We start from the raw sequence: 26,515 nt of genomic DNA on the forward strand, positions 1-26,515 counted from the left end.
AGTCTATGCACGGCAATCTGATCACCACCCTGCACGAGCACGCCGAGAGGCGGGGATCGGCGCGAGCGCTGACGTTCGCACCGGAGTTCGTCGGCCAGGGCGGCTCGCTCACCTACGGCGAGCTGAGTGAGGGCGTCTCGGCGGCGGCGGGCGCATTGCTCGAGCTGGTGAACCCGGGGGACCGGGTGCTGTTGTTGTTGCCTCCCACGGCCGAGTTCGCGTACGCGTTCCTCGGCTGTCTGCAGGCGGGCGTGATCGCGGTCCCGTTGTCATTGCCTGCCAACGAGTCCGCGCTGCACCGCGTGGTCGGTGTGGCGCGCGACTGCGACGCTCGCGCGATTCTGTCCGTCGCGCCTCTGCGGGAGTATCTCGCCGCCACACCGGTCGGTTCGCTGCACCTCACGTGGATCGACGTGGAGACGCTGTCGGGATGTGCTGTTGCGGTGCCCGACACCGCCCCCGACGACGTGGCGTTCCTGCAGTACACCTCCGGGTCGACCCGGGCTCCCCGCGGCGTGATCGTCACGCACGGAAACCTCATGGACAACGAGGCTGCGATCAACCGGGCATTCGGAGTACGGCCGGACTCGACGGTCGTGAGCTGGTTGCCGCTGCACCACGACATGGGGTTGATCGGCGGGCTGCTGCAGCCGCTGTACGCCGGGGCGCGAGCGGTGGTCCTCGACCCGCTCACGTTCCTGCGCAGGCCGATGTCGTGGCTGGAGACGATCTCGGCGGAGCGGGCGGACGTCAGCGGTGGTCCGAACTTCGCGTACGACCTCTGCGTCCGGAAGTCGTCCGCGGAGGAGCGGGAGGGGCTGGACCTGAGTACGTGGCGGGTGGCCTTCAACGGCGCCTCACCGGTGCTGCCGCAGACTCTGCGGTCGTTCACGGAGACCTTCGCGGGCAACGGGTTCCGGGCCCAGGCGCACACGCCGTGCTACGGGCTCGCCGAGGCGACCTTGCTGGTGGCGAGCACGGAAGCGCATGAGCCGAGCGCGAGCCGGTCGTTCGACGTGGCGTCACTGGAAGCGGGCACAGCGGTGGCGGGCTCGGACCGTGCGGCCAGGGAACTGGTCTCGTACCGGTTGCCCGACCACACGACCCTGCGGATCGTGGACCGCGACACGGGCGAGCCGGTGGCCGACGGCCGGATGGGCGAGATATGCGTGGCCGGGGCCGGCAACGGCGCGGGCTACTGGGGTGACCCGGAGGCGAGTCGCCGGACCTTCGGTCTTCCGGTGGACGGGGAGCGGTTCCTGCGCACCGGGGATCTCGGCTTCGTCGTCGACGGCCGGCTGTACGTCACCGGCCGGCTCAAGGACCTGGTGATCTCCCGCGGCCGGAACCTGCACCCGGAGGACATGGAGGCCGACGTGGCCGCTGCGCACCCGGCGCTGAGGCCGGGGTGCGGGGCCATCTTCGGCACGGATGACGACGACGTGCTGGTGGTCGTCCAGGAGGTGCGCGCGGAGACGCCCGAAGAGCGGTACCCACACCTGATCCAGCGCATCCGCGGTGTGCTGGCGCGGAACTACGGCGTTCGCGCGCACACGGTCGTGCTGGCGCCGCCCGGTACGATCACGAAGACCTCCAGCGGCAAGGTCCAGCGGTTCGCCGCGAAGCAGCGGTTCCTGTCCGGCGAGCTGACTCACCTGGTGCGGTCCGCTTCGGACGCCGAGACGAGCTCGGCGCTGGCCGACCGGGTCGCCGAGGTGAGTGCCGGTGGGTTCGGCGCGGCTGACGACGAGGCGCGGGTCGACTGGCTGGCCGGGGCGATCGCCGCGCACCTGCGGGACCTGCTCGGCACACGCGACCTGGACGTTCAGGACTCGCCGGCGTCGCTGGGCATCGAGTCGCTGGTCGCGGTGCGGCTGCAGCACGAGATCGAGAACCTGCTCGGGGTGCGGCTGCTGCCCAGCGCGGTGCTGCGGGCCGAGTCGATCGCTGAGCTCGCCCGGACCGCGCTGAACGCACGCGCCCACGTCGCAGCGGCCGCCGCCTCGAACGGTCCGCGCCTCACGGAGGCCCAGCGGGCGCTGTGGTTCATCCAGCGCACCACCCCGCGGAGTTACGCCTACAACATCACCCGCGCCTTCACGCTCACCGCCGACGTCGACCGGCTGGCGCGCGCGCTCAACGCCCTCGTCAACCGCCATGCGTCCTTGCGGCTGAAGGTCCGTGACGTCGGCGGTGCACCCGTTGCCGAGGTGCGGCCCGAAGCGGGGATCGTGCCGGAAGTCGTGGACGCGCGGTCCTGGACGAAGGAGCAGCTCGCCGCGTGGATCACGCGGTGGGCGACCACGCCGTTCGACCTGGAGCACGACTGGTTGATGCGGGCCGGGCTGCTCCAGCGGGGCGATGAGCAGGTGCTCGTACTGTCCCTGCACCACCTCGTCTGCGACGTCTCGTCGTTGTCGGTGCTCCTGTCCCAACTGGCCGAGGAGTACGAGCGCGACGCCTCGGTGCCGAGTGCGCCGTACAGCGAGCTGCCGGTCGAGCTGGAGGCCGCCGCGCTCACCCGCGCCGACGAGCTGAACGCCTTCTGGCTCGGGGAACTCGACCGCGAACTGCCGGTCCTGTCACTGCCGTCGGCGACCCACCAGAGGGGCTGGGCGGGTACGACGATCCCGTTCCGGGTGCCCGCCGAAGTGTCCTTCGGGCTGGCCGCATTCGCCCGCCGGGAAGGCCTGACCCGGCACAACGTGCTGCTGGCGACGTTCCAGGTGCTGCTGCACCGTGTGTCGGGCCAGGCGGACCTGGTGACCGGTGTGCCCGTGGCGGGACGGTCCGATCAGCAGCTCGCCTCGCACGTCGGCTACCTGGTGAACACGTTGCCCGTCCGATCCTTGTTCCGGCGCGAGGGCTTCGGCGCGTTCGCCCGGACCACGCAGCAGCGCGTGCTGGACGCACTGGACCACCAGGAGCTGCCGTTCCCGCTGCTGGCGGGGCAGCTGGACGTGGACCGTGCATCCGGTGCGCCGCCGGTGTTCCAGGCGATGTTCAGCTACTACACGCAGGCGTTGCCAGGCGGCGAGGCCGCGGCCGGGCTCGTGCTCGGCGACACATCGGCGGAGCTGGCTCTCGGCGACGGCACTGTGCGGGCCTACCCCGTGGCGGACCCGGCCGCACAGACCGACATCGCGTTGAACGTCGCCGAACTCGGCGGCGGGCTGGAGTTCGGGCTCCAGTACGACTGCGCACTCCTGTGCCGGGCGCAGGCCGAGCAGCTCGTCGCCTCGTACCTGGCGATGCTGACCGCGCTGGCGAAAGAACCCACGGCCGACGTGACGCGACTTCCGCTGCTGGACGCGGACGGCCTGCGCGCGGTGGTCGCGAGCGGCACGGGCGCTCGTGCGGAGCGCGAGGACCACTATCTGCCGGCGTTCCACCGGCACGTCCGCAACAGGCCGGACGCCATTGCGGTGGACGACGGCACAGGGACGCTGACCTACGCCGAACTCGACCGGCGCGCGAACCACGTGGCGGCGGTGCTGGCCGACGCGGGCGTGGGCCCGAACACGAACGTCGTGGTGTGCGCCGAAAGAGACGCGGGCTACGTCGCGGTCGTGGTCGGCGTCCACAAGGCCGGCGGCTGTTATGTGCCGATCGCACCGTCCGAGGCGCCTGTGCGCGCAGCACGCATGGTCGCGGCGCTCGACGCCCGAGTGGTTGTCACCGGCACCCGAAGCCGTCACCTGGTCGACCACGGCGGTGTGCGGGTGCTCGACGTGGACGAACTGCTGCGCGGTGAAGCCGCGCACGGGCCGGCACTCCGGGCGTCTGCTCTCGACAGTTCCTACGTCATCCACACCTCGGGTTCGACCGGTGTGCCGAAGCCCGCCGTCGTCACGACCCGAGGCCTGACCAACCACCTCTGGCAGATGGTCGAGCACTTCGGTCTGGGCCCGGACGACTGCATCGGCCAGACCGCGCCCGCGTCGTTCGACATCTCCGTGTGGCAGCTGCTCACGGGGCTGGTGGCGGGTGCGCGGATCCGGATCGCCGACGCGGCGTCCCCGGCCCGGCTCAAGGGCGCGATCGACGGCGACGGAATCACCGTGCTGCAGGTCGTGCCGGTGACGATCTCGGCACTGCTGGACGAGGGCGTGCACCGACAGCCGAACCACCTGCGCGCGGTCATCTCCACGGGTGAGGAGCTGACCTGGGACATCGCACGGCGGTGGCACGCCGAGTGCCCGTCCGTCGCGCTGTACAACGCCTACGGCCCCGCCGAGTGCGCGGACGACGTGACGATCTCCGAGGTCGCCCGGCAGGACGACCGGACCCGGCCGGTGCCGATCGGGGCACCGCTGCCGAACACGTCGGTCCACGTGATGGACGCCGAACTGGCCCCGGTGCCGTTCGGTGTCGTCGGCGAGATCTGTGTGGGCGGCGACGGTGTGGGGCGCGGGTACCTCGGTGACCCGCGCCGGACCGCGCTGGCGTTCCTGCCGGACCCCTTCGCGGAACCCGGTGCCCGGCTGTACCGGACCGGTGACCTGGGCAGGCGCACCGCGGACGGGGTGCTTGAGTACCTCGGCCGGGCGGACCGCCAGATCGCCGTGCGGGGCCTGCGCATCGAACCGGGCGAGGTGGAGGCGGCGCTGCGCGAGCTCCCCGGCGTGGTGGACGCGGCGGCGAAGAGGTACGAGACGCCCTACGGCGTGTCTCTGGTGGCACACCTGGCGTTCGGCGACGACGAACAGGCGCGGGAACTGGGCGTCGACGAGTACGCGCGGATCCGGCTCGCGCTGCGGGACCGGCTGCCCCGGCACATGATCCCGTCGGTTTTCGTACGGCTGGGGAGCCTGCCCCGGATCGCCAACGGCAAGGTCGACTACGCGGCACTCACGTACGTGCCCGCGGTGTCGGACGAGGTCGCGGAGGCCCGCGAGGACCAGGTCGGTGCCGCGGTGCGGGCCAGCTGGTGCGCGTTGCTGGAGCTGGAGGAGATCGGCTGGCGCGACAACTTCTTCCTGCTGGGCGGGCATTCGCTGCTCGCCCTGCGGATGCTCGACCAGGTCTCCCGCACGCTGTCGGTCGAACTGGACGTCGAGGCGGTGTTCGCGAACCCGTGCCTGGACGAGTTCGTGGAGGCGGTCCGGCACGCGAGCCCGCGTGACGGCGCGTCGTTCCGTCCGACTGCGGCATCCGTGACGTATCCGGTGCCCGCGAGCGCCGCGCAGCAGCGGTTCTGGTTCCTGCGCGAGCTCGACTCCGGCAGCCCCGTCTACAACATGCCGGGCGTGCTGCGGTTCACCGGCCCGCTGGATCCCGGGCAGCTGGAGCGGAGCCTGCGTGCGGTGCTCGCCGCGCATCCCGTGCTGCTCGCGAGGTTCACCGAAGTGGACGGCGTGCTGCACTGGGCGCCCGCGCCGGCCGAGGAGTTCGAGCTGGCCCACGCCGACCTGCGCGGCGCCGTCGCCGAGTTCGGGCCCGAGGCAGTGGCACAGGTGGTCGCGCAGGAGGCGGGCACCGCGTTCGAGCTGCCGCGCGAACTCCCCTTCAAGGCGCTGCTCATCCGCTGCGGACACGAGGAGTGGCAGTTGGCCGTCACGATCGACCATCTCGTGTGCGACGGACAGTCGCTGCCCGTCTTCCTGCGCCAGCTGGCCGACCACTACAACGGCCGGCCGCCGGTCGGCTCGGACTACACGTACGCGCGGTACTGCGTGGACGAACACACCTGGCTGTCCGGTGCGACCGGCCTCGCGGACGAATGGCAGGGCGCGCTCTCAGGGCGCCTGGTCACCGCGCCCGCCGAGGAACCGGGAGGAGCCACCGGCGCGCCACGGCACTGGTTCGACGTCGACGAGCGGACGGCCGCGGCCGTCCGGGAGTGCGCGGGCAGGACCGGGACCACGCCGTTCATGGTCTTCGCGACGGCGCTGGCCGCCTTGCTGCGCGGGAGTGACGAACCGGAGACGGTCGTACTGGGCACGCTGATCGCGAACCGGGACCACCCCGAACTGCAGGAGGTCGTCGGACCGCTGCTCAACGTGTCGCTGCTCTCCGTCCCGCTCGGGCCGACGGACTCCTTCCACGACGCGCTCAAGCGGATGCGGGACAGCTCGCTGCGCGCCTACCGGTCGCGATACCTGCCGTTCCAGCATCTGGTGAAGTCAGTGGCACAGGACGCGGATCCGACGAGCACGCCCTTCGACGTCATGGTCGTGATGCAGCCGCCGGCCGACAGGGCACCGGACTTCGCCGGAGTCACCACCGAGCTGATCGAGATCGACAACGGCACCTCGCCGTACCCGCTCACGCTCGACATCGAGCCCCACGAGGGCGGCTACCGCTGCTCGCTGCGGTACGCCGGAGACCGATACAGCACCCCGGGGATCGCACGGCTGGCCGAGCGCTACCTGAGGGTGCTCGCCGCGAGCGCGGCGCACCCGGAAGAGACCATCGAGGGGGAACGATGACCGCGCACGACGTGATCCGGCGCCTGGACTACCTGGGCGTGGCGCTGCGGCTGGAGGACGGCAAGATCAAGTTCAGGTCGGCCGGAGCCGAAGTCCCGCCGGAGCTGCTGGCGGAGATGAAGGCACACCGCGACGACCTGGTGCGCCTGCTGGCCGAACGGGCCGCGCCTTTGTGTCCGCCTGCCGCGGGCGGCGACCGAGGTGAGCTGACCTGGGGCCAGCGCGGCCTGTGGTCCTCCGACCAACTGGTGGCCGACGCCAGCGTCTACAACATCTGCGGCGCGGTCCGGCTGCGCGGTGCACTGGACGTCGACGCGTTCGGCGCGGCGCTCGACCGGGTCCGCTCGGTGCATCCCTCGCTGCGGACCGTCTTCCCGTCCGAACGCGGTGTGCCCCGGCAGGCGGTGCTGCCGTACGCGGCAGCACCGCCCGCAGTGGAGGACGTCACCGAGGACGAGTGCCTGCGCCGGTGCGTGGAGCTGGCGGGTACACGGATCGAACTCGGAACCGAACCGCCTTTGCGGGTACGGCTGTTCCGGCTGGCGCCCGAGGAGCACGTGTTCTTCGTCGCCGTGCACCACCTGATCGCGGACGGGGAGGCCGTGCGCGTGCTGGTCGACGATCTGGCGCGCTGCTACAACGGGCACGAACCGTCCACGGGCGACATCGACATGGTCGGCTACGCGAATTGGCAGCACGAGTGGGTGCGTCACGCGGACCTCGGTGCGGCCCGGCGGTTCTGGCGCGACCAACTGGCCGATCCGGGGCTGGGACTGCTCCCGCTGCCGCAACCCGCCGCCGGACAGGGCGGTGGCGAGCACGCGGTGCGTTTCGACGCTGCGACCACGGCCACGCTGCGCGGGCTCGCGGAGTCGTGCCGCGCCAGCCCGTTCGTCGTCCTGTCCGCCGCGATCTCGGTCCTGCTGGCGTACGTGACCGATCGGCGCGAACTGGTCGTCGGCACGCCGGTCGCCAACCGTGACCGCGAGGGCCTCGACAGGCTGATCGGGCACCTCGTCGCGATGGTCCCGGTTCGGGTGGACCTGACCGGACACCCCGCGTTCCGTGACCTCGTGGCACGCGTCAGGTCGGCCGTGCTGACCTCCCTCGACCACGCGCGACTGCCGGTCGAGGTGGTGCGCGACGAGCTGGGCATCCCGCCCGTGACACGGGAGGGCGGCCTGTTCAACGTCGTCGTCACCGACGTCGGCCCGGCTGTGCCGGCGCCGCGGTTCGACGGCCTGGAGACGTCGTTGCTCGACGTCGACCACAACAGCGCCAAGTACGACCTGAACTTCCTGGTCCAGGACGACGGCGACACGTTGTCGGTGGCGATCGAGTTCGACCGCCGGGGCATCGCGGACGACGATGTCGCCGCACTCGGCGGGCTGCTCGACCGGATCGTCCGCCTGGTCGTGCCGGACCCGGACCGTCCGGTCGCCGACCTGCCCATCGGCGACGGCCACGCCTGGGGCGTCGGCGCCGCACCGCGCAAGACGCCTGCCGCGCACGACTCGCTGGCCGGCCGCCTCGCCGGGGCGGTCGAGGAACGCGGTGACGCCGTGGCGTTGCGGCACATGGGAGAGTCGCTGTCCTATCGCGACCTGGACACGCGCACCGATGCCGTGGCACGGGGTCTGCGCGCGCGGGGCGTGCGCGGCGGCGAGGTCGTCGCGGTGTTGTTGCCGCGCGGCATCGACCTCGTCGTGGCGATGCTCGGCGTCGTGCGCAGCGGGGGTGCGTACCTGGTGCTGGACGAGGCGTGGCCGCAGTCGCGGATCGACGGCATCGCAGAGGATGCCGACGTCCGCCATCTGATCGACGCCGACACCCTGACGTCACTGGCCGAGGAGGGCTTTGACGCACCGGAGTGTCCGCCGGTGCCGCTCGACGCCGTCGCGTATGTCATCTACACGTCCGGCTCGACGGGGCGGCCGAAGGGCGTGCACGTCACGCACCGGAACGTGCTGAGCCTGCTGGACGGCACGGGCGCCGAGTTCGGGTTCGGCGCGCAGGACACGTGGACGCTGTTCCACTCGTGCTCGTTCGACTTCTCGGTGTGGGAGGTGTTCGGCAGCCTGACCACAGGCGGCACGCTCGTCGTAGTGCCGTCGTGGGTCACGCGTGAGCCGGAAGCGCTCGGCCGGCTGCTGCAACGCGAGCGGGTGACCGTGCTGAACCTGACCCCGTCGGTGTTCTCCGTGCTGTTGCCGGTGGTCGCCGAGCAACCGGACCGGGTGCGCGACATCCGGTACGTGATCTTCGGCGGCGAGGCGTTCGGGCACCGGCTCGCGGAGCGCTGGTACGAGATCGCGAGCGGCGAACTGGTCAACATGTACGGCATCACCGAGACCACGGTGCACGCGTCCTGGCACCGGGTAGTGCCGGGCCCCGCCGTGTGGCGGGCCGGCGACATCGGCGGGCCGCTGCCCGGTGGGGCGCTGTACCTGCTCGACCGCGACGGCCGGCCCTGTGCGGACCGGTGCGCCGGTGAGATCCACGTCGGCGGAACCGGTGTCAGCAACGGATACCCGGGCCTTGCGCGGCTCACCGCCGAACGCTTCGTACCGGATCCGTTCAGCCCGGTCCCCGGCGCCCGGATGTACCGGTCGGGCGATCTCGGGCGGCGGCGCGGCGAGCACCTCCACTACCTCGGCCGTGGCGACGGCCAGGTGCAGCTCAACGGGTTCCGGATCGAACTGGCCGAGGTCGAGAAGGCCTTGACGACACAGCCGGGTGTCGCCTCCGCGGGTGCGGCCGTGGCCGACGGCCGACTGGTGGCCGCCGTGGTGGCCGCGGACGGGGAGCGCCTTGAGACTGCGGACGTGCTCCGCGAAGCACGCCTGACGTTGCCGCGCTACATGGTGCCGTCCGCGGTGTCGGTGGTCCAAGCCCTTCCCCTGACGGTCAACGGGAAGCTGGACCGCGCCGCCGTCGCAGCTTCCCGCACTGCGTCGTCCACCAAGGACGCGGTGGCGCCGGTCGGTCCGGCCGAGGAGGCGCTGGTCGAGGCGTACCGGGAAGCGCTGGACGCCGACACCGTCTCGACGGCGGACGACTTCTTCGAGCTGGGCGGCGACTCCATGCGTGCGATCCGGCTGGTGGCGCTGGCCCGCGAACGCGGTGTCCAGCTGACCGTGCGGGACGTCTACGCCAAGCCGGTGCTGGCGGAACTCGCCGCGACCAGCGGTGCCCCCGAGGAGGCCCCGACGCAGGTGCCGCCGTTCGGCCTGCTGCCCGAGCGGGTGGCGAGGTCGTTCCCGGACACCGTCGAGAACGCCTACCCGATGACCGCGCTGCAGACCGGCATGGTCTACCACAGCGAACTGGCACCGGAGGCCACTCAGTACCACATCATGCTGAGCTACACCCTGCGTGCGCCGATGAACCCCGCCCTGTTCCGGGAGGCCACCGAGACTGTCGTGGGCGCGCACGAGATCCTGCGCACCGGGTTCGACCTCGGCCATCGGTTCGCGCCGATGCAGATCGTGCACCGCGACGTCGAGCTCCCGTTGCGGTACGAGAACATCGAGCACCTCGACGCGGGCCGGCAGGCCACCCACCTGGAGGAACTGTTGTGGGACGAGAGCAGCAAGCCGGTCGACCTCACGGCGGCGCCGCTGTTCCGGCTCGTCGTCGTGGTGCTCTCGCCGAGCAGCTTCCAGCTGGTCTTCACGCACCACCACGCGATCCTCGACGGCTGGTCGGTGAACCTGTTCTTCGAGGAGCTGGCGTCCAGGTACCTGGACCTGCTCGAGGGCAGGCCCGCACGGCCGGTCACGAAGCTGCGCAGCGGTTTCGCGGACTACGTGGCGGTCGAACGGCAGGCGTCCGACGACCGTGAGAACCAGGACTACTGGCGCGAGCGGACCACGCCCAACCCCACCGACCTGGCCGCAGAACGCACGGGCCTGCCGGAGATGCGTCACGAGCCGGTACCGCTGCCGCACGGTGTCGTGGAAGACCTGCACTCGGTCGCGGCCGAGGTCGGGGTGCCACTGAAGTCGCTGCTGCTGGCCGTGCACATGCGCGTGCTGGCGTGGTTGTCCGGCAACGACACCGTGGTCACCGGCCTCACCGTGGCGTGCCGCCCGGAGGAACCGGACGCCGACAAGGTGCTGGGGCTGTTCCTGAACAACCTGCCGCTGCGCGCGGTGATCGGTGGGCAGACCTGGGCCGAGCTGGCCCGCGAAGTGCACGCGAGCGAGCTGGAGCTGATGCGCTACCGCTGGTACCCGAACGCGGCGATCCAGCAGCAGTACGGCAGCCGCCCGATCGTGGACACCGGGTTCAACTTCACCGATTTCCACGTCACGCACGACCTCGTGCGCTCCGGCCGGCTGGAGATCACCGGCATCACCGAACTGGAGTCGACGCACTACGCGTTCGGCGCCGACTTCACCATCGACATGCGTACCGCGCAGCTCAGGCTGTCGCTTGAGCACGACGCCTCGGTGCTTCCGCGCGCGAAGGTGGACCTCGCGATCCGGGCGTACCGCAGCGCCTTGCTGGGACTCCTTGCCCGGCCGGAGTCCTCCTGCCGCGCCACGGGTCTGCTCGGCGCCGACGATGAGACGAGGCTCGTCGCGCGCGGCCGCGGCGTACGGACGCCGGCCATCGGCGACACCGTCCACGCGATGTTCGAACGGCAGGCGCTGGAGAACCCGGAGAAGCACGCGGTCGAGACGGCCGACCGGGTGTGGACGTACCGCGAGCTGGTCCTGCGCGTGGAGTCCGTCGCGGAGCGGCTTGGCGCACACGGCGTCGGCGCGGGCGACGCGGTCGGCGTGCTCATGCACGCGAACGAGGACCAGGTCGCGGCGTTCATGGCCACACAACGGATCGGCGCCGTGTACGTGCCGCTCAACCCGGACGACGGCAGGCTGCACCACGAGCACGTCCTGGCGAGTGCGTCGATCCGCGTGGTCGTGTCAGCGGCGAGGTTCCGCGACGGCCTGGCGTGGCTCGCCGAGCGCGGCACACCGTTGCTGGTGGCGGAAGAGATCCCGGACGAACCAGCGGCGGCCGTCGCGGCCGCGACGACCCTGCCCGCACAGGCGCCCTCCTACATCGTCTACACCTCCGGCTCGACCGGGAACCGCAAGGGTGTCGTCGTCGGCCAGGACGCGATCGTCAACCGGCTCCAGTGGGGCAGGGGTTACTTCGACCGGGCCGAGGTCGACAGGACGCTGATGACCCGCAGCACCGGATTCGACGCGGCGATCATCGAGATGCTGGAGACGATCGTCGCGGGCGGCACGCTGGTGGCCCTGCCGGACAACGGGGGCCGTGACGCGGACCTCGTCGCCGCGGCGGTGCGCGACCACCGGGTCACCTGCCTGCATGTGGCGCCCAGCCTGCTGCACGCGTTGCTCGACTCGCCGACCTGCGCCGAGGACCTGGCGACGCTGCGCCTGATCCAGTGCGCGGGCGATGTGCTGCCGCGCGCGCTGGCGAACAGGTTCCTGAAGACCTGCGACGTGCGGCTGGTGAACATCTACGGCCTCACCGAGACCGCGATCGACGCCACGGCGGGCGACGTGGCAGCGGGTGGCCGCGGCGACGTGCCGATCGGCAGGCCCGTCGGCAACGTCGACCTGTTCATCCTCGACGCCGAGCTGAACCCGGTGCCCGATGGCGTGGCCGGCGACCTCTACGTAGGCGGCGCGTGCGTGGCCCACGGCTACGGCGGCGAGCCGGGGCTGACGGCGTTGAAGTTCGTGCCCGACCCGTGGAGTGACGTGCCCGGCGGGCGGCTGCACCGGACCGGCGACCGTGCGCGGTGGGACGCGGACGGGAACGTCGACTTCCTCGGCAGGCTCGACGGCCGTCTGTCGATCGGCGGCGTGCGCGTCGACCCGAGCGAGATCGAGAGCCACGCCCGCCTGCACGAGGCGGTGGCCGAAGCGGCCGTCGTGGACCGCCCGCACACGGACGGGACGGCGACCCTCACCTTGTTCGTACGTCTGGTCGAAGGCGCCGAGGCGGACGGGCGGGCGATCCGGGACCACCTGCGGCCGCGGCTGCCGCGCACGGCGGTGCCGCACAGCTACGTGATCCTGGACGTGTTCCCGGTGACCACCGACGGCAAGATCGACAGGCGGGCACTGGCGAGGCTGGAGTCCACGGACGCGGGTTCCGGGGCGACCGCACCACGGACGCCGCTGGAGCAGGAGATCGCTGCCGTCTGGGCGCAGGTGCTCGGGGCCGGGCCGTTCGGCGTGGAGGACAACTTCTTCGAGGTCGGCGGCTCGTCGCTGACCGCCGTGCGTGTGGTGAACCGCCTGCGCGCCCAGTACGACGTCACGCTCCCGCTGGGGGCGTTCATGGACGCGCCGACGATCGCGGACACGGCCCGGGCGCTGGCCGACGCACCCGTGGCGGCGCCCTCAAAGGCTCCGGCGGGCGCAGGACAGTACCCGTTGTCCGGGGCCCAGCACCAGATGTGGCTGCTGGAGAGCAAACTTCCCGGGCTGCCACTGTTCGGCATGCCCGGCGCCGTGGAGTTGCACGGACCGCTCGACCTGCCCGCGTTGGAGAAGACGTTCGCGGAATTGATCAGCAGGCACGAGGCGTTGCGCACCCGCATCGCCGCCGACGGCCAGGTCGTGCAGATCGTGGAGCCCGCGGCCGAGTTCGCGGTGGAGGTCGTGGACCTGCGGGACCGCCCCGCCCCGGCCGCCCGGTGCGAGAGGCTGATCGCGAAGGCGATGCGCGAACCGATCGACATCGGCCGGGCACCGCTGATGCGGGCCATCGTCTACCGGGTCGCCGACGAGCGGCACGTGCTGTTCCTCAACGTCCACCACATCGTCTGCGACGGCTGGTCGCTGGCGGTGCTGTTCGACGAGGCCGGCCGGACCTATGCGAGCCTCGCGGCCGGTGAGCGGCCGGCGGAGCTGCTTCCCGCGCCGGGCAGCGGCCAGTTGTCCGTGGAGCGGCAGAACTGGCTGCTCGGCGATGACGCCGCACGCCAGCGCGACTACTGGCTCGACCAGCTGGCCGCGCCGTGGGCCCGGCTGGGCGGCAAGCAGACGACCAGGTTCGCGCGGTTCGGCGAAGGCGGCGTGATGGAACGGCTGCGCTCGGCGAGCTGCCGGCTGCGGATCTCCCGCGCCGACACCGAACGCGTCAGCGAGGGTGCCAAGCGGCACGGCATGACGGAGTTCATGGTCGCGCTGACCGCGTACGCCTCGACACTGCGCGCGTGGAGCGAACAGGACGACATCCGCATCGCCACGATGCTCGCGAACCGAGTGGGCCACGGAGTGGAGGACACCGTCGGTCTGTTCGCGAACACGGCGGTGCTGCGGCTGCACGTCGACGAGAACGCCACCCCGGTGGAGCTGGCCGCGCAGAGCCGCCGTGTGTGCGTGGAGGCGCAGCAGCACCAGGAATTGCCGTTCGAGGAGCTGCTCGACGCGCTCGACGCCGAGTACCCGGACCGGATGCGGGTCGACCCATTGTTCGAGGTGATGTTCGTGATGCAGGAGGAGTACCGCGAGGCCGACGCGATCGAGGGAGTCCGGATGACGCCGTACCGGTCCGACGGCGACTTGTTCTCCGGCTCGATCAGCGCCACGACCTGCGACTTGGTGCTGAACGCCGTGCCGGAGGACGGGGAACTGGTGCTGGAACTTCGATACAAGCCGGCAACGCTCGGCCGTGCCGCGGCACGGGGACTGCTGGACGACATCGGCGTCGCGCTCTCGGCGACCGCGGATTCGCTCTGCCGGGAGGCACGATGAACACGGACCTGCTGTCGTCGTTCCTCAAGCGGCTGGCGGAGGACCCGGCCGCGGTGGCCGTGGCGGAGGACGGGGCGACCCGCACCTACGCGGACCTCGACCGTGAATCGGCCGGCTACGCCAGGGCGTTGTGCGCCCGGGGTGTCGGACCCGAGAGTGTGGTGGCGATCGTCTCCGACCGCTGCGCGCAGTACGTTGCGATGGCGCTCGGCGTGATGCGGGCGGGCGCGGCGTTCGTACCGGTCGAGCCGCACACACCCGCCCGCCGGGCCCGCCAGGTGTGCGAGACGGCGGGCGTGCACGTGCTGTTCGTGCGGCCGGGCCACGAGGTTTACGCGGCCGGGCTGGGACCGGCCGTGCTGGCGGCCGCACCCGGTGCGGCGGGGGAGACCGCCGTCCGGCACCCCGGCGGCCTCGCGTACGTCATCTTCACGTCCGGCTCCACCGGCGCGCCGAAGGGCGTGATGGTCGTGGACGAGGGCATGGACAACCACATCGCGGCCAAGGTCCTCGATCTCGGCCTCGGGCCTGCGGACGTCATCGGGTTCACGGCGCCGCTGTCGTTCGACATTTCAGTGTGGCAGTGCTTCACCGGCATGACGGTCGGTGCGGCGGTCGCGGTCGCGTCGCCGCTGAACATCTCCGAACCCACCGAGCTGGTCGAGTGGGTGCGGCGGCACCACGTCACGGTGCTGGAGATCGTGCCGTCATTCCTGTCCGTGCTGGTCGACGAGTTGCGGGACGACGCCCAACTGCGGGCCGCCCTCGGCTCGCTGCGCTTCCTGATCGCGACCGGGGAGGCGTTGCCCTCACGAGTCGCGCGGCGCTGGTACGAGTGCTGCCCGGACATCCCGGTGGTCAACGCCTACGGTCCGACGGAGTGCTCGGACGACGTCACGCACCACTTCGTCACCGAAGAGGACTGCGCGAACGGGACGTTCCCGCCGATCGGCCGGGAGATCCTCCACACGCAGATCCATCTCGTGGACGCCGCCGGCCGTGAGGTCGAGCCCGGCGACGAGGGCGAGCTGCTGGTCGGCGGGGTGGGCGTCGGCCGCGGATACATCGCCGATCCGGTGCGGACCGCACTCGCGTTCGTTCCGGACCACCTCAGCGGCGGGCCGGGGAAGCGGCTGTACCGCACGGGGGACCGCGGCACCCGCAGAGCTGACGGGGCGATCGACTTCCTGGGCAGGCGCGACCGCCAGGTGAAGGTCCGTGGGCACCGGGTCGAGCTGGGCGACGCCGAGGCGGAGCTGTTGCGCGTGCCGGGCGTGGTCGCGGCGGCGTGCGTGCTGTCCGGCGACAGACTCCACGCGTTCGTCACGGGCCCCGCCGGACCGGAGGGCGGCCGGGTGCACGAGCTGGTCCGCGCGTCCGCACCGAGCTACCTGGTGCCGCACCAGGTGACCGTACTGGAGCGGATGCCCACGAACACGTCCGGCAAGGCGGACCACCGGGCTCTGAAGGAGCTGACCGAGGTCGCGGCCGCGCCCGCCGAGGTGACCGGCTCGACGCTGGAGGACGTGCAGGCGGTGGTTGCCGAGGCGCTCGGCGTGCCGTCGGTGGGCCCGGACGACGACTTCTTCCAGGCAGGCGGCGACTCGCTGCGGGCCATGACGCTGGTGTCGCGCGTGCGCAAGAGGTTCGACGCGCCCGGCACGCCATTGCGGGCGTTCCTCGCCGACCCGACAGCGCGCGGACTGCACGCCGCGCTGGAGACCGCCGCACCGCAGCAGGCGGACCTGCTGCCGGGCGCGTTGTCGTCGGGACAGGAACGGCTGTGGTTCCTGGAGCAGTTGCACAAGCGCAAAGCCCCGCAGCTCATTCGGCTGGTGCTCACACTCCGTGGCGACCTGGACCTGCGCGCGCTCCAGCACGCCTTGGACGCCGTGGTGATCAGGCACGAGCCGTTGCGGACGGTCTTCTCGCAGCAGCGCGGCGTCCCGGTGGGCACTGTATGGGCGAAGGCGGAGGTGACGCTGGAGAACCTCACGGCGGAGGCCGGGCCGGCACAGAGCGACGGGCTGTCGTCGCGCACCGAACGTCCGCCGCTGATGACGGCGAGCCTGGTGCGGACGGGCCCCGATGTGCACGTGCTGACCCTGGTGCTGCATCACCTCGTCGCCGACGGCTGGTCGCTCGTCGTGCTGGGGCGGGAGATCGCCGAGTACTACCAGCAATGGGTGGACGGCGAGGCCGAGGTGCCGCTGCCGGACACGACGTTCGGGAGTTACGTCAGCCAGGAGAAGCAGTGGCTGGAGAGCCCGGAGGCGGGCGAGTCCGAACGGTACTGGACCGACCAGCTGGCCGGAGCTCAGACTGTGCTCGAACTCCCGCTGGACCGGGAACGGCCGGGGGCTGCGGATTTCACGGCGAGCCGAGTCGTGCACGAGCTGACCGAGGCCGAGACCGGCGCGGTCGCGGAGCTGGCACGGGAAGTCAAGGCGACGCCGTTCATGGCCGTGATGGCCGCGTTCTACCAGGTGTTGCGCGAGGCGAGCGGTACGGACGACATCGTGATCGGCATGGACTCGGTGAACCGGTCGTGGCCGGGCAGCGATCAGCTGATCGGCACGTTCGTGAACCAGCTGCCGGTGCGGTTCGCCACACCCGCGCCCGAGTTCCGCGAACTGGTGGAGCTCGCTCGTCGGCAGTGCCTCGGTGCCTACGAGCACGAAAGGCTGCCGTTCCACCAGATCGTCGCCGCGGTGAACCCGCCGCGGAAGGCGGGGCGGTTCCCGCTCTTCCAGGCCAAGGTCACGCAACAGAGCGCGTGGCGCGCAGGTGTGTCGCTGCCCGACATCGAGGTGACCCCGACAGAGGTGGCGGAGCCCGAGACCGATCTCGATCTGCTGCTCGACGTGTCGGGGGAAGCGAGCAGACTGCGGCTGGAACTGGTCTACCGGCCCCAGGTGACCGACGCGGAGACGGCCGGGCGGTGGGTGGCCGCGATCGGCGATGTGCTGCGCGGCGCGGGGAAGCGGCCATGAACCCCTGGGCGCATCCCTGCGCGCAGACCTGGGCGTCGCAACGGGATCGCGTACACGGGACGCGTCTGCCGGGGCGTGTTCGTGTGTGCCGAGCGCGACGCGCGGCTCGCTCGTACCCGATCTCGGCGGGCCGGGCACCCGCACGTGAACTCATCTTTCACTGGAGGGCCTGAAGTGCCGCCGGACGACCACTTCACCGATCACCTGCCACCGCACGAGAACCCGACGCGGGCCTGTCGGCCCGACGAACTCACGCTCGCCCCAGGAGGCACAGTGGACCGAGACCAATTGACCGCGGACGTCGAGGAAGTGGCCGCGCAGCCGCGTACCCCGATGGAGGCCCTGGTCGCGGGCGTGTTCGGCGGGCTGCTCGGCAGACTGCCCACCCAACTGGACGCGGACTTCTTCGCGTTGGGCGGGCACTCGATGCTCGCCGTGCGAGCGGTGCACGAGATCGCCGAGAAGACGGGGATCGAGCTGGAGCTGGAGACGTTCTTCGACCTGGAGACGGTCGAGGACATAGCGGCCGAGCTGGACCGCCTGCTGGCCACCGATGAGCGCGTGACGTACGAAGGGGAGATCTGAGCCGGTGGTGACGTCGTGCTCCGCCCACCGGCCCAGGTACGGGCGGCTGTGGAGGCTGCCGACCGCGCGGGTGGTGGGCGCGGTGGTCGCCGCCGCGCTGGCGCTCGCCGTTCTCGCCGGTCTGCTCGCTGCGCTCTGGACCCCCTTTCTGGTGGTGGCACTCGCGACCGGCGCGCTCGTCGGGTATCTGCGGCGGAACCGGGCCCGCGTCGCCGTCGAAGTGCGGATGGCGCGTGCGCTCGTCGCTTCCCGGGCGGACTGCGGCGACGCCTCGTTGCCCGGCCTCGAAGCCGAGGCACGGGCGGAGGTGCAGAGGGACGGAGTGACCCGGATCGAGGCCACGTCGTGGCTGGACGCCGTGCGCGCTCTCGGGTTCGCCATGGGCCGCGACCGGGGCTTCCACCTGGATCTGATGCGCCGTACCGCGGCCGGGCGCCTCGCCGAGGTGTGGGGCAGGACCGCCGTGCCCGTGGATGAGCACTACCGGCGGCTCGGGTTCGGCGGGGCGGCGAAGACGGCGGCGAAGGAGCTGGAGGCGCCGGAACGCGACCTGCTCACGGCCTTCGCGGACGGCGTCAACGCGGCACTGACGCGCCGGCCGTTCGAGAGCCGGTTCCTGTCCTACCGGCCCCGTCCGTGGACCGTCGAGGACAGCCTGCTGATCGTGCTGTCGACGTTCCACGGGCTGTCGTGGAACGAGCAGGACAAGCGGGCGGAAGCCGTGGTGCGGCGGGCGTTCCCCGAGGACGTCGCCAGGTTCTTCCTGCCGGGCGGCGGAGACGTGCCCGAGGGGCTGGCGCGGTTCCGCGGTGCGGGCGAGGACCTGGTCACCGTGGACAAGGCCGTCGCCGGGTCCAACTGCTGGGCGACAGGCGACCGGCTCGCCTGCGACCCGCACCTGCCGCTGACCATGCCGAACCTCCTGTACGAGGTCGACCTGGCGTGGCCGGGCCGGCGGGTGCGCGGGCTGGCCGTGCCGGGTCTGCCGGTCGTGCTTACCGGAACCAACGGGCACATCGCCTGGGGCATCACGAACCTCAGTGCCGATGTGCTCGATCTCGTTCCCGTCGACGGAACCGAGGAGCGCGTGGGGCGCATCCGGGTGCGCGGTGGCCAGGAGGTGGAGTGCCGCACCAGCTGGACGGGCTCGCTGCCGGTGTCGCCCCGGCCGCTGATGGGAGAGCGGGTCGCGATGCGCTGGACCGGGTACGATCCGCGCGCCTGCGACCTGAAGCTCCAGCGGCTCGCGCATGCGGTGAGCGTTGAAGAGGGCGTCAAGGTGCTGGAAGAGGCCGAGGGCATCGCGCTCAACGTGCTCATGACGGACTCGGCCGGCCACATGGCGCACCTGGCGACCGGACTGCTGCCCCGGCGGCCGGGCGAAGGCCACTTGAGCGGGCCGCAGCGTCCTCGGTCGGTCGACCCGCCGGACGGGGTCCTGGTGTCCGCCAACGACACAGCGTTCCCCGAGGAGCCGTTCCGGATCGGGTACGACAGCGATCCCGGCTTCCGCGCACGACGGATCCGGCACTTGCTGGCCGAGGGTGCCGAGGACATGCATGCGCTGCAGCACGACACCGCGGCCGAACTGTACGAGCCGTACCGCGAGATCGCGGTGCGCGCCCTGGCAGGGCGCGACGACAGGACGGCTGCCCTGCTGACCGCGTGGGACGGCACGTCCGGCGTGGACTCCCGTGCGTTCGCCGTGCTGGTACGCCTGCGGGAGGTGCTCGCGCGACGGCTGCTGTCGCCGTTCTTTGCTTCGTGTCAGGAGCTGGAACCGGGTTTCCGGTACGCCTTCCGCTGCGTGGACCGGCCGTTGCTCGCGGTCCTGCGGTCCGACGACTCCTCGGTGCTGCCTCCCGGTCTGGTCGAGGAGTGCGTCGACGAGGCCGTCGCGGGCGGACTGCCGACGTGGGGCGAGGTCAACCGGGTCGGGCTCGACCATCCGCTCGCCGCGCTGGTGCCGTGGGCGGCGCCGCTGCTGGGCATCGCGGCGACGCCCCAGCCGGGCGCACTGCACACCGTCCGGACGTGCGTGCCGGGCTTCGCCGCCGCCGGCCGTGCCGTGGTGTCGCCGGACGGCGACGCCTGCTTCGAACTTCCGGGTGGCCAGTCCGGTCACCCGTTGAGCGTCCACTTCGCCGACCGCCACGAGCGGTGGTCGAACCCTGCTGCCGCCGCGCGCCCACGGGACACAGCATGCACGTTCGTGCTTCGGCCTGGAGAGAGGAAATGACATGCCCACACTGACGACGATCCCGGAGCTGTTCGCTGCGCAGGTGCACGACCGGAGGCACGAGGTCGCGGTCTCGTCCGGCGGATCCACCGTCACGTTCGGCGAACTGGACGAGCGCACCGACCGGATTGCCGCCTGGCTCGTCGCGCACGGCGTCGGCGTGGAGGATGTGGTCGCGGTCGAACTGGAACGCGGCCATGACCTGATCGCGGTGCTGATCGGCACGCTGAAGGCCGGTGCGGCCTACCTCCCGCTGGAGGTCGGAATCCCCCAGGTGCGCCGGGACAAGCTGGCCTCCGCCGCAGGCGCGGTCGTGGTCGTGTCCGCTGTGGACCGTCCCGTGAACGAGGGGCCGCCGGTGCTGGCGCTGGACGACTCGGGCGAGCACCCTCCGTTCGAAGCCGGGCGGGTCCACCCGGACGGCCTGGCGTACGTCAGCTTCACTTCCGGATCGACCGGGCTGCCCAAGGGCGTCGCGGTGCCGCACCGGGCCGTTGTGCGGCTCGTGCGAGGCGGGTTCGCGGACCTCGGTCCGGATGAAAGGTTCCTTCAGCTGGCGCCCGTGTCGTTCGACGCGTCTACGTTCGAGATCTGGGCGCCGCTGCTCACCGGCGGGCGGCTGGCCATCCACCCACCGGGCCCGCTGGTGTCCGAGGAACTCGTGGCAACCCTGGCCGACGAGAAGGTCACCACGCTGTGGCTGACGGCCGGCCTCTTCCACCGCATGGTCGACCACCACCTCGAAGACCTCGCCGGGCTGCGCCAGCTCCTCGCGGGCGGCGACGTGCTGTCGGTCGACCACGTCAACAGGTTCGTGGAGCGCCACCCGTCGATCCGGCTGATCAACGGGTACGGGCCGACCGAGAACACGACGTTCACCACGTGCCACACGATCTCCGGCCCTGTCGCGGGTTCCGTGCCGATCGGCCGCCCCATCGAGGGGACGGGCGTACGGGCGCTGGACAAGGCACTGAACCCCGCGGAGACGGGGGAGCTCTACGTGACCGGCGCCGGGCTGAGCCGCGGGTACGTCGGGCAGCCGTCGGCGACCGCGGTCAGCTTCGTTCCCGACCCGTTCGCCGAGGTGCCGGGTGCGCGGATGTACCGGACCGGCGACCTCGTGCGGCAGACACCGGACGGCATCGAATTCCTCGGCCGCGGCGACCGTCAGGTCAAGATCAGGGGCTTCCGCGTCGAACCGTCCGAAGTGGAGCGCGAGGTTGCTGCGCTGCCCGGAGTGGGGCAGGCCGTCGTGCTCGCGCGTCGGGACAGCACCGGTGAGAACGGGCTGACCGCGTACCTCCTGCCCGCCCCCGACGAGGACGAACCGGAGACGCTGCCCGCACGTGTGCGCCGGACGCTGCGGACAACCCTGCCGGCGGCGATGATCCCCGCGGCGTTCGTGACGGTCGAGGAGTTCCCGATCACCGTCAATGGCAAGGTCGACCCGGCGGCACTGCCGGAAGCGGGCCGTGTGCGGCGGGACGCCGACAACGAGTTCGTCGCCCCGCGGTCGGCGACCGAGCAGCTGGTGTGCGACCTGTGGGCCGAGGCGCTCGGCCTGGACCGGGTCGGCGCGCTGGACGACTTCTTCGAGCTGGGCGGCAACTCGTTGCTCGCCATGGACCTGATCAGCCGCACCGAGCTGGTCTTCGACGTGGAGCTGCCGATCCGGGCCCTGCTCCACCACCCCAGCGTGGAGGAGTTCGCCAGCGCCATCGGCGAGCTGATCGGCGCGGAAGGCGTCGCACGATGAGGATCACCGTCCCGGAATCGGCCGTGCCCGTCGAGGACATCGACCTGTACGACCCGCGCACGTTCAGCGAGGGCGACCCGCACGCGATCTGGCGGACTCTGCGGCACGAGGAACCCGTGTTCTGGCAACAACTTCCGGACGGGCGCGGGTTCTGGTCGGTGACGAAGTACGACGACGTGTGCCGGGTGCTCGGCGACCACGAGTCGTTCACGTCGTCGCGCGGCGCGATCCTGAAGATGCTCGGCACCCCGGACCCCGCGGGCGGCAGGCAGATGGCGGTGAGCGATCCGCCGCGGCACACGCACGTGCGCCGCCCGCTCTACCAGCTGATGACACCCTCCGCGCTGCGTCCTCGGATACCGAGGATCCACGCGGCGGTGCGGAAGCTGCTGGCTCCCATGACGTCCGGCGACACCTGGGACATGGGCGTCGCGATGACGGCGTTGCCCATGATCGTGTCCGGGATCCTGATGGGACTGCCGGAGGAGGACTACCCGGACCTGGTGCGCAGCGGGTTGATGACGGTGGCGCCGGACGACGAGAGGTTCCAGGCCGGCGGCAGCGCCGAGGCGACGCTGCACCAGGCACACCACGACCTGTTCGCCTACTTCGCGTCCCAGGTGCGCAGGCGCCGCCGCAACCCGCCGCCGGATCTCGCCGACAGCGACCTGATCGGCAGGCTGATGACGTTGCGTGTCGACGGGAGCAGGCTCAGCGAGGGCGAGATCGTCTCGAACTGCTACAGCCTCCTGCTCGGCGCGAACGTCAATACCGGGCACGCCGTGTCCGCCGCGATCCTGCAACTCCTGGACTTTCCTGCGCAGTACGAGAAGTGGGCGACCGACGAGTCGCTGCTCAAGCCGGGCATCCGCGAGGCGCTGCGCTGGTCGTCCCCGGTCGTGCACTTCCTGCGCTACGCCGTGGAGGACGTGGAGATCCGCGGCCGGAAGATCCGTAAGGACGACGGCGTCGTCGCGTGGATCCCTTCGGCCAACCGCGACGAGGACGTGTTCACCGACCCGTTCCGCTTCGACGTGGGCCGCAGGCCGAACCGCGAGATCGCGTTCGGCTACGGCCCGCACCGTTGCATCGGCGCCGTGGCCGCGCAGATCACCCTGGAGCTGACGTTCCAGGAGATCTTCGCCCGGGTCGAGCGTTTCGAGCAGGCCGGCGCGGTCGAGCACCTGGTCTCGAACTTCACCGCCGGGATCAAGCACTTCCCGGTGAAGGTGACAGCCCGGCGCTGAGCACGTCCAGCAGTGCCGGAGGGGCGTGCAGGAAGTCGTAGTGCCTGCCCTCCAGCAGCACGTGACGACAGTCCTCCGACCACGCCTTCCAGCCTCCCATGAGGTCCATCGGGATCTCCCGGTCCTCGGTCCAGCCGATGACCGTGATCCCGGACGGCAGTACCACCGGCTCCGCCCGGTGGTACTGCCGGTTGGCCTCCAGGTCCTGGCCGAGCAGCCCGAGTCCCAGCTGCACCAGCCGCGGGTCCGGGGTGCCGCCGAGACTTGTGATCAGCTCGCTCAACTGCCCGGCCAGCTCGTCGTCCTGCATGCCCAGGAACCTTCCGTATGGCCCGTCCTGCGGGGCGACCTGGGACGAGATGAACAGCTGCTCCGGCGTGGGCAGCCCCGCCTCGTGCAACTGGATGGCCAGCTCGACGCCGGGGAGTGCGCCGCCGCAATGCCCGAAGAAGGCGAACGGCCTGTCCAGGAAGGGCGTCAGATAGCCGATCAGATGCCGTGCGAGTTCCTCGTAGGTGCCGTAGTGCGGCTCCCGGATGCGGTTCTCCCGGTGTGGCAACTGGATCAGGCACACCTCCACATCACCGATGCGGCGTGGCCAGCGGTGGTACATGGACGCGCCGCACCCCGAGTACGGGAAGCAGAAGAGCCGGGCGGCGGCTTCGGAGTCGGGCTTCCTCAGTAACCACTTCGGTTCCTTGGCACGTCGAGGCTGAGTCATGAAGTCGACGCTACCCTTCTACCGCAATGGTGGTAGGGGAGTTGACCGTCGTTGGCCGATTGCGTACGAGCACCTCACCCGCCGCCGGCCGCCGTGGTGTCCGCGGCCACGGGGACCGCCGCGAAGGCGAGCAGGGCGCGACCATGCGTGCAGGACGGGTAGAAATGCACGGCGCCGCCGCTCACGCAGGGGCGTCCGTGCGGGTCACCGGAGCCCGGGCAGGGGCGGCGCCCCAGTACGGCCCCCGCTGCGTCGACGCCGAGTTGGGGACCGAGCAGGATGCGCAGCGCGACGTGGGCCGCCACGTGCACGTCCCGGTCCCCCGCCCTTGACCTGCAAGAGCAGGCAGGGAGCCAACCCGCTGGGAGTGACGAGTGCTGCGCACCATGCTCAAGTCCAAGATCTAACACTTGGTCATTTTTGCAGGTCAGAGGCATGATGGGGCCGCTCGGGTCAGCAAGTGGTCAGCATCGGGCGCGGAGGTGTCCCGGCTTGCTGACCTGGTGACCGCCACGGCGGGGACCGGGGTGCAGATGCCTGGCTCCCGCTCGGAAGGTTCGCTTCGTGGCTCGACAGCTCGCCTCGCCGTCAGGTGATGTGCCGCAGCAGCGCGGCGACTGCCGGGGGTGCCTCGCCGGTAGGCCTCGCCACCATGATCTTCCAGTTCGGCGCGTGCCGGTCAAACCGGTACTGGGGCAGATCGGGGAAGCGGGCTGCGATCGACTTGGGCATGATGCAGATGCCCAAGTCGTTGCGGACCAGTTCGGCTGCCGCGACGATGTCGTTCACCTCGAATGTCGTGCTGCGGTCGACGCCTGCGGCACGGAAGGCCCGATCGACCGCGTAGCGGATGGCCCAGCCGGGTGTGAAGTCCACGATCGGCAACCGGGCGACATCGGCGAGTCGGACCTCGCCGTTCGGTGTCGTCCCGGCGATGACCCGCCGGGACGACACAACCAGCACCATCTCCTCGCGGGACAGCAGCCGGGTCGTCAGTCCTCGCTGCTGCTGGCGGTCGAGCGCCACCACGGCCAGATCCACCGTGCCCTCGCGCAGCGCCTGCCGGATGTCGGCCACCGCCGCCTGCCTCAGTTGGACCACCACACCTGGGTGCTCCGCCCGCAGCGCGGCCAGGGCGTGGTGGAGACCCGCCCAGACCCCCTGCATTGTGCCGACCGTCACCCGCCCGCGCAGCTGTCCCTGTACGGCGTCGACCGCCTCCCGTGCCAGTTCGGCGGCGCGGAGCGCCGCGCGTGCGGCGGGGACGAACGCCTCGCCGGCCGGTGTCAGGGCGACGCGGTGCGTCGTGCGGTCGAACAACGGCGTGCCCAGCTCGCGTTCGAGGCCCCGGACCGTGCTGGATACGGCGGACTGGACCACGTGCAGCCGCCTTGCCGCCGCCGTGAACCCGCCCGCATCCGCCACCGCGACGACGACCTCCATCTGCCGCAGATCCATCATCCGCTCCCGATCAAACAGCGCTCAGTCCAATACAGAGACGACGATCTCCGATCCTTGCTGCATCGTATGCGGACGACGCCGTCGGTCCGGGGCCGGCTCATGCTCCTTCAGGCACGCGCTCCGGCACTTTCAGACGCGGACCGGCGGGATCCTTCAGGCGCGGACGAGCGGGGTGTCGACCAGATGCTCGGCCAGGAACCAGGCCTGTAGTTCCCCGGTCCTGATCACCTGTGAGACCAGGAGATCGTTGGTGCCGTCGTCACCCAGCTCACCGGTCCGGGCGGCGGCGTCGTGGGCCTCGACGAGGATGGTCTCGTGGGCTTCCAGCAGCCGTGACAGCATCGCCGGCACTTCCTCCACTCCGTCCGGAGGCCGCGGGATCGATGTGATCTCCGCGACGTGCCTGGGGTCGCCCACCGCGACGCCGCCCAGGGACTGGACGCGTTCGGCGATGGTATCGACGATTTCCAGCTGCTCCCCCGCGTGCTTGTCGAGGACCAGGTGCAGTTGGTAGAAGGTGGCGCCGCGCATCAGCCAGTGATGCTTCTTGTAGAGGCCGTAGAGGATCTGAGTGTCCGCCAGGACCTTGTTCAGGCGCTGGCAGGAGTACATCCGCGCCTCGTAGGACAGGCCGATCGGGAACTGCTTGACGGTGCCGAACTCCTGGATCACCTCGCCCCTCTGGTGCAGCCACGGCTGGCTGCTGCTCACGGGCTTGGTACTGGTGGTCATGGTTCGCCTCCTGTGGTGCCGTGCTGTGCGTACCCGAGTGACGCTAGGTGCCCCGACGCGGGGCGCATTGACCGGGAGCGCATGCGGTGGTGTCCGCCAGTGCACAGTGCGCGGTGTCCCGTGCCAAGCGTTCGCTTTCGGGCAAGCCCCCGTGCGCTGGCGGGCACAAGCCTTCGGCCGGCCGATCTAGCCTCGGCAGGACGGCCCACGTCCGTGGAGCCCGAGGAACGAGGAGAGGCAGGCATGAGCGCGAACGAGCAGGCAGATGTGGTGGTCGTCGGGCTGGGGCCGGGTGGTGAGTACGTCGCGGGCACGCTGGCCGAAGCCGGGCTGGACGTGGTGGGGGTCGAGGCGGAACTCGTCGGGGGCGAGTGTCCGTACTGGGGGTGCGTACCCAGCAAGATGATGATCCGGGCCGGGAATCTGCTCGCCGAGGCGGGCCGGGTGCCCGCCCTCGCCGGCGAAGCGGCCGTGACTCCGGACTGGGGCAGGGTAGCCGGGCGTATCCGCGGCGAGGCCACTGACGACTGGAACGACCAGGCCGCCGCCGGCGAGGGCGGGCACCCGGCCCGCCTCGGCGAGCAGATTCCCGGCCCGGATCA

The 26,515-nt window shown here is 71.1% G+C and carries 12 protein-coding genes; 8 read left to right on the forward strand and 4 right to left on the reverse strand.

Translation table 11 applies throughout. From position 1 onward, the window contains the following. Positions 1–5 precede the first annotated feature (5 nt). From ABZY11_RS13865 to ABZY11_RS13895, 7 genes are all read left to right on the forward strand, one after another. Positions 6–6,431 (forward strand): amino acid adenylation domain-containing protein, encoded by a 6,426-nt coding sequence (locus ABZY11_RS13865; RefSeq protein WP_356479332.1) that lies wholly within the window; start codon positions 6–8, stop codon positions 6,429–6,431. Further along, positions 6,428–14,179, forward strand: coding sequence for an amino acid adenylation domain-containing protein (locus tag ABZY11_RS13870; protein WP_356479333.1), 7,752 nt, complete (start codon positions 6,428–6,430; stop codon positions 14,177–14,179). The genes ABZY11_RS13865 and ABZY11_RS13870 overlap by 4 nt, the downstream gene beginning before the upstream one ends. Next, positions 14,176–17,172, forward strand: coding sequence for an amino acid adenylation domain-containing protein (locus ABZY11_RS13875; protein ID WP_356479334.1), 2,997 nt, complete (start codon positions 14,176–14,178; stop codon positions 17,170–17,172). The genes ABZY11_RS13870 and ABZY11_RS13875 overlap by 4 nt, the downstream gene beginning before the upstream one ends. A 273-nt stretch (positions 17,173–17,445) precedes the next feature. After that, the gene (locus ABZY11_RS13880; protein ID WP_356479335.1) at positions 17,446–17,757 is read left to right on the forward strand and encodes a phosphopantetheine-binding protein; all 312 of its coding nucleotides are present in this window, start codon (positions 17,446–17,448) and stop codon (positions 17,755–17,757) included. A gap of 4 nt (positions 17,758–17,761) precedes the next feature. Next, entirely contained in the window at positions 17,762–19,996 is a 2,235-nt protein-coding gene (locus ABZY11_RS13885; RefSeq protein ID WP_356479336.1) for a penicillin acylase family protein, read from the forward strand. A gap of 1 nt (position 19,997) precedes the next feature. Continuing rightward, positions 19,998–21,752: a non-ribosomal peptide synthetase gene (locus ABZY11_RS13890; protein ID WP_356479337.1), complete on the forward strand. Its 1,755-nt coding sequence runs from the start codon at positions 19,998–20,000 to the stop codon at positions 21,750–21,752. Continuing rightward, positions 21,749–22,999, forward strand: a complete 1,251-nt coding sequence (locus ABZY11_RS13895; RefSeq protein WP_356479338.1) for a cytochrome P450 — start codon at positions 21,749–21,751, stop codon at positions 22,997–22,999. Before ABZY11_RS13890 ends, ABZY11_RS13895 begins: the two co-directional genes overlap by 4 nt. Here the strand turns inward: ABZY11_RS13895 and ABZY11_RS13900 are convergent. The 4 genes from ABZY11_RS13900 to ABZY11_RS13915 form a co-directional block, all read right to left on the reverse strand. After that, a complete protein-coding gene (locus ABZY11_RS13900; RefSeq protein ID WP_356479339.1) occupies positions 22,962–23,720 on the reverse strand; it encodes a thioesterase domain-containing protein in 759 nt (252 codons plus the stop codon). The two genes, ABZY11_RS13895 and ABZY11_RS13900, sit on opposite strands and share 38 nt — an antisense overlap. A 74-nt stretch (positions 23,721–23,794) precedes the next feature. Next, complete coding sequence (locus ABZY11_RS13905; RefSeq protein WP_356479340.1) at positions 23,795–24,025, reverse strand: hypothetical protein; 231 nt, start codon at positions 24,023–24,025, stop codon at positions 23,795–23,797. Between the two features lie 283 nt (positions 24,026–24,308). Then, a complete protein-coding gene (locus tag ABZY11_RS13910) occupies positions 24,309–25,181 on the reverse strand; it encodes a LysR family transcriptional regulator (protein WP_356479341.1) in 873 nt (290 codons plus the stop codon). Between the two features lie 153 nt (positions 25,182–25,334). After that, a complete protein-coding gene (locus ABZY11_RS13915; protein WP_329837051.1) occupies positions 25,335–25,913 on the reverse strand; it encodes a DNA starvation/stationary phase protection protein in 579 nt (192 codons plus the stop codon). A 243-nt stretch (positions 25,914–26,156) separates the two neighbouring features. Between ABZY11_RS13915 and ABZY11_RS13920 the strand changes: the two genes are divergently transcribed. Further along, the coding region (locus tag ABZY11_RS13920) for an FAD-dependent oxidoreductase (RefSeq protein WP_356479342.1) at positions 26,157–26,515 on the forward strand (359 nt) is incomplete at its 3' end.

The sequence above is a fragment of the Streptomyces sp. NPDC006510 genome (assembly GCF_040611955.1).
In the GTDB taxonomy this organism is placed as follows: Bacteria; Actinomycetota; Actinomycetes; order Streptomycetales; family Streptomycetaceae; genus Streptomyces.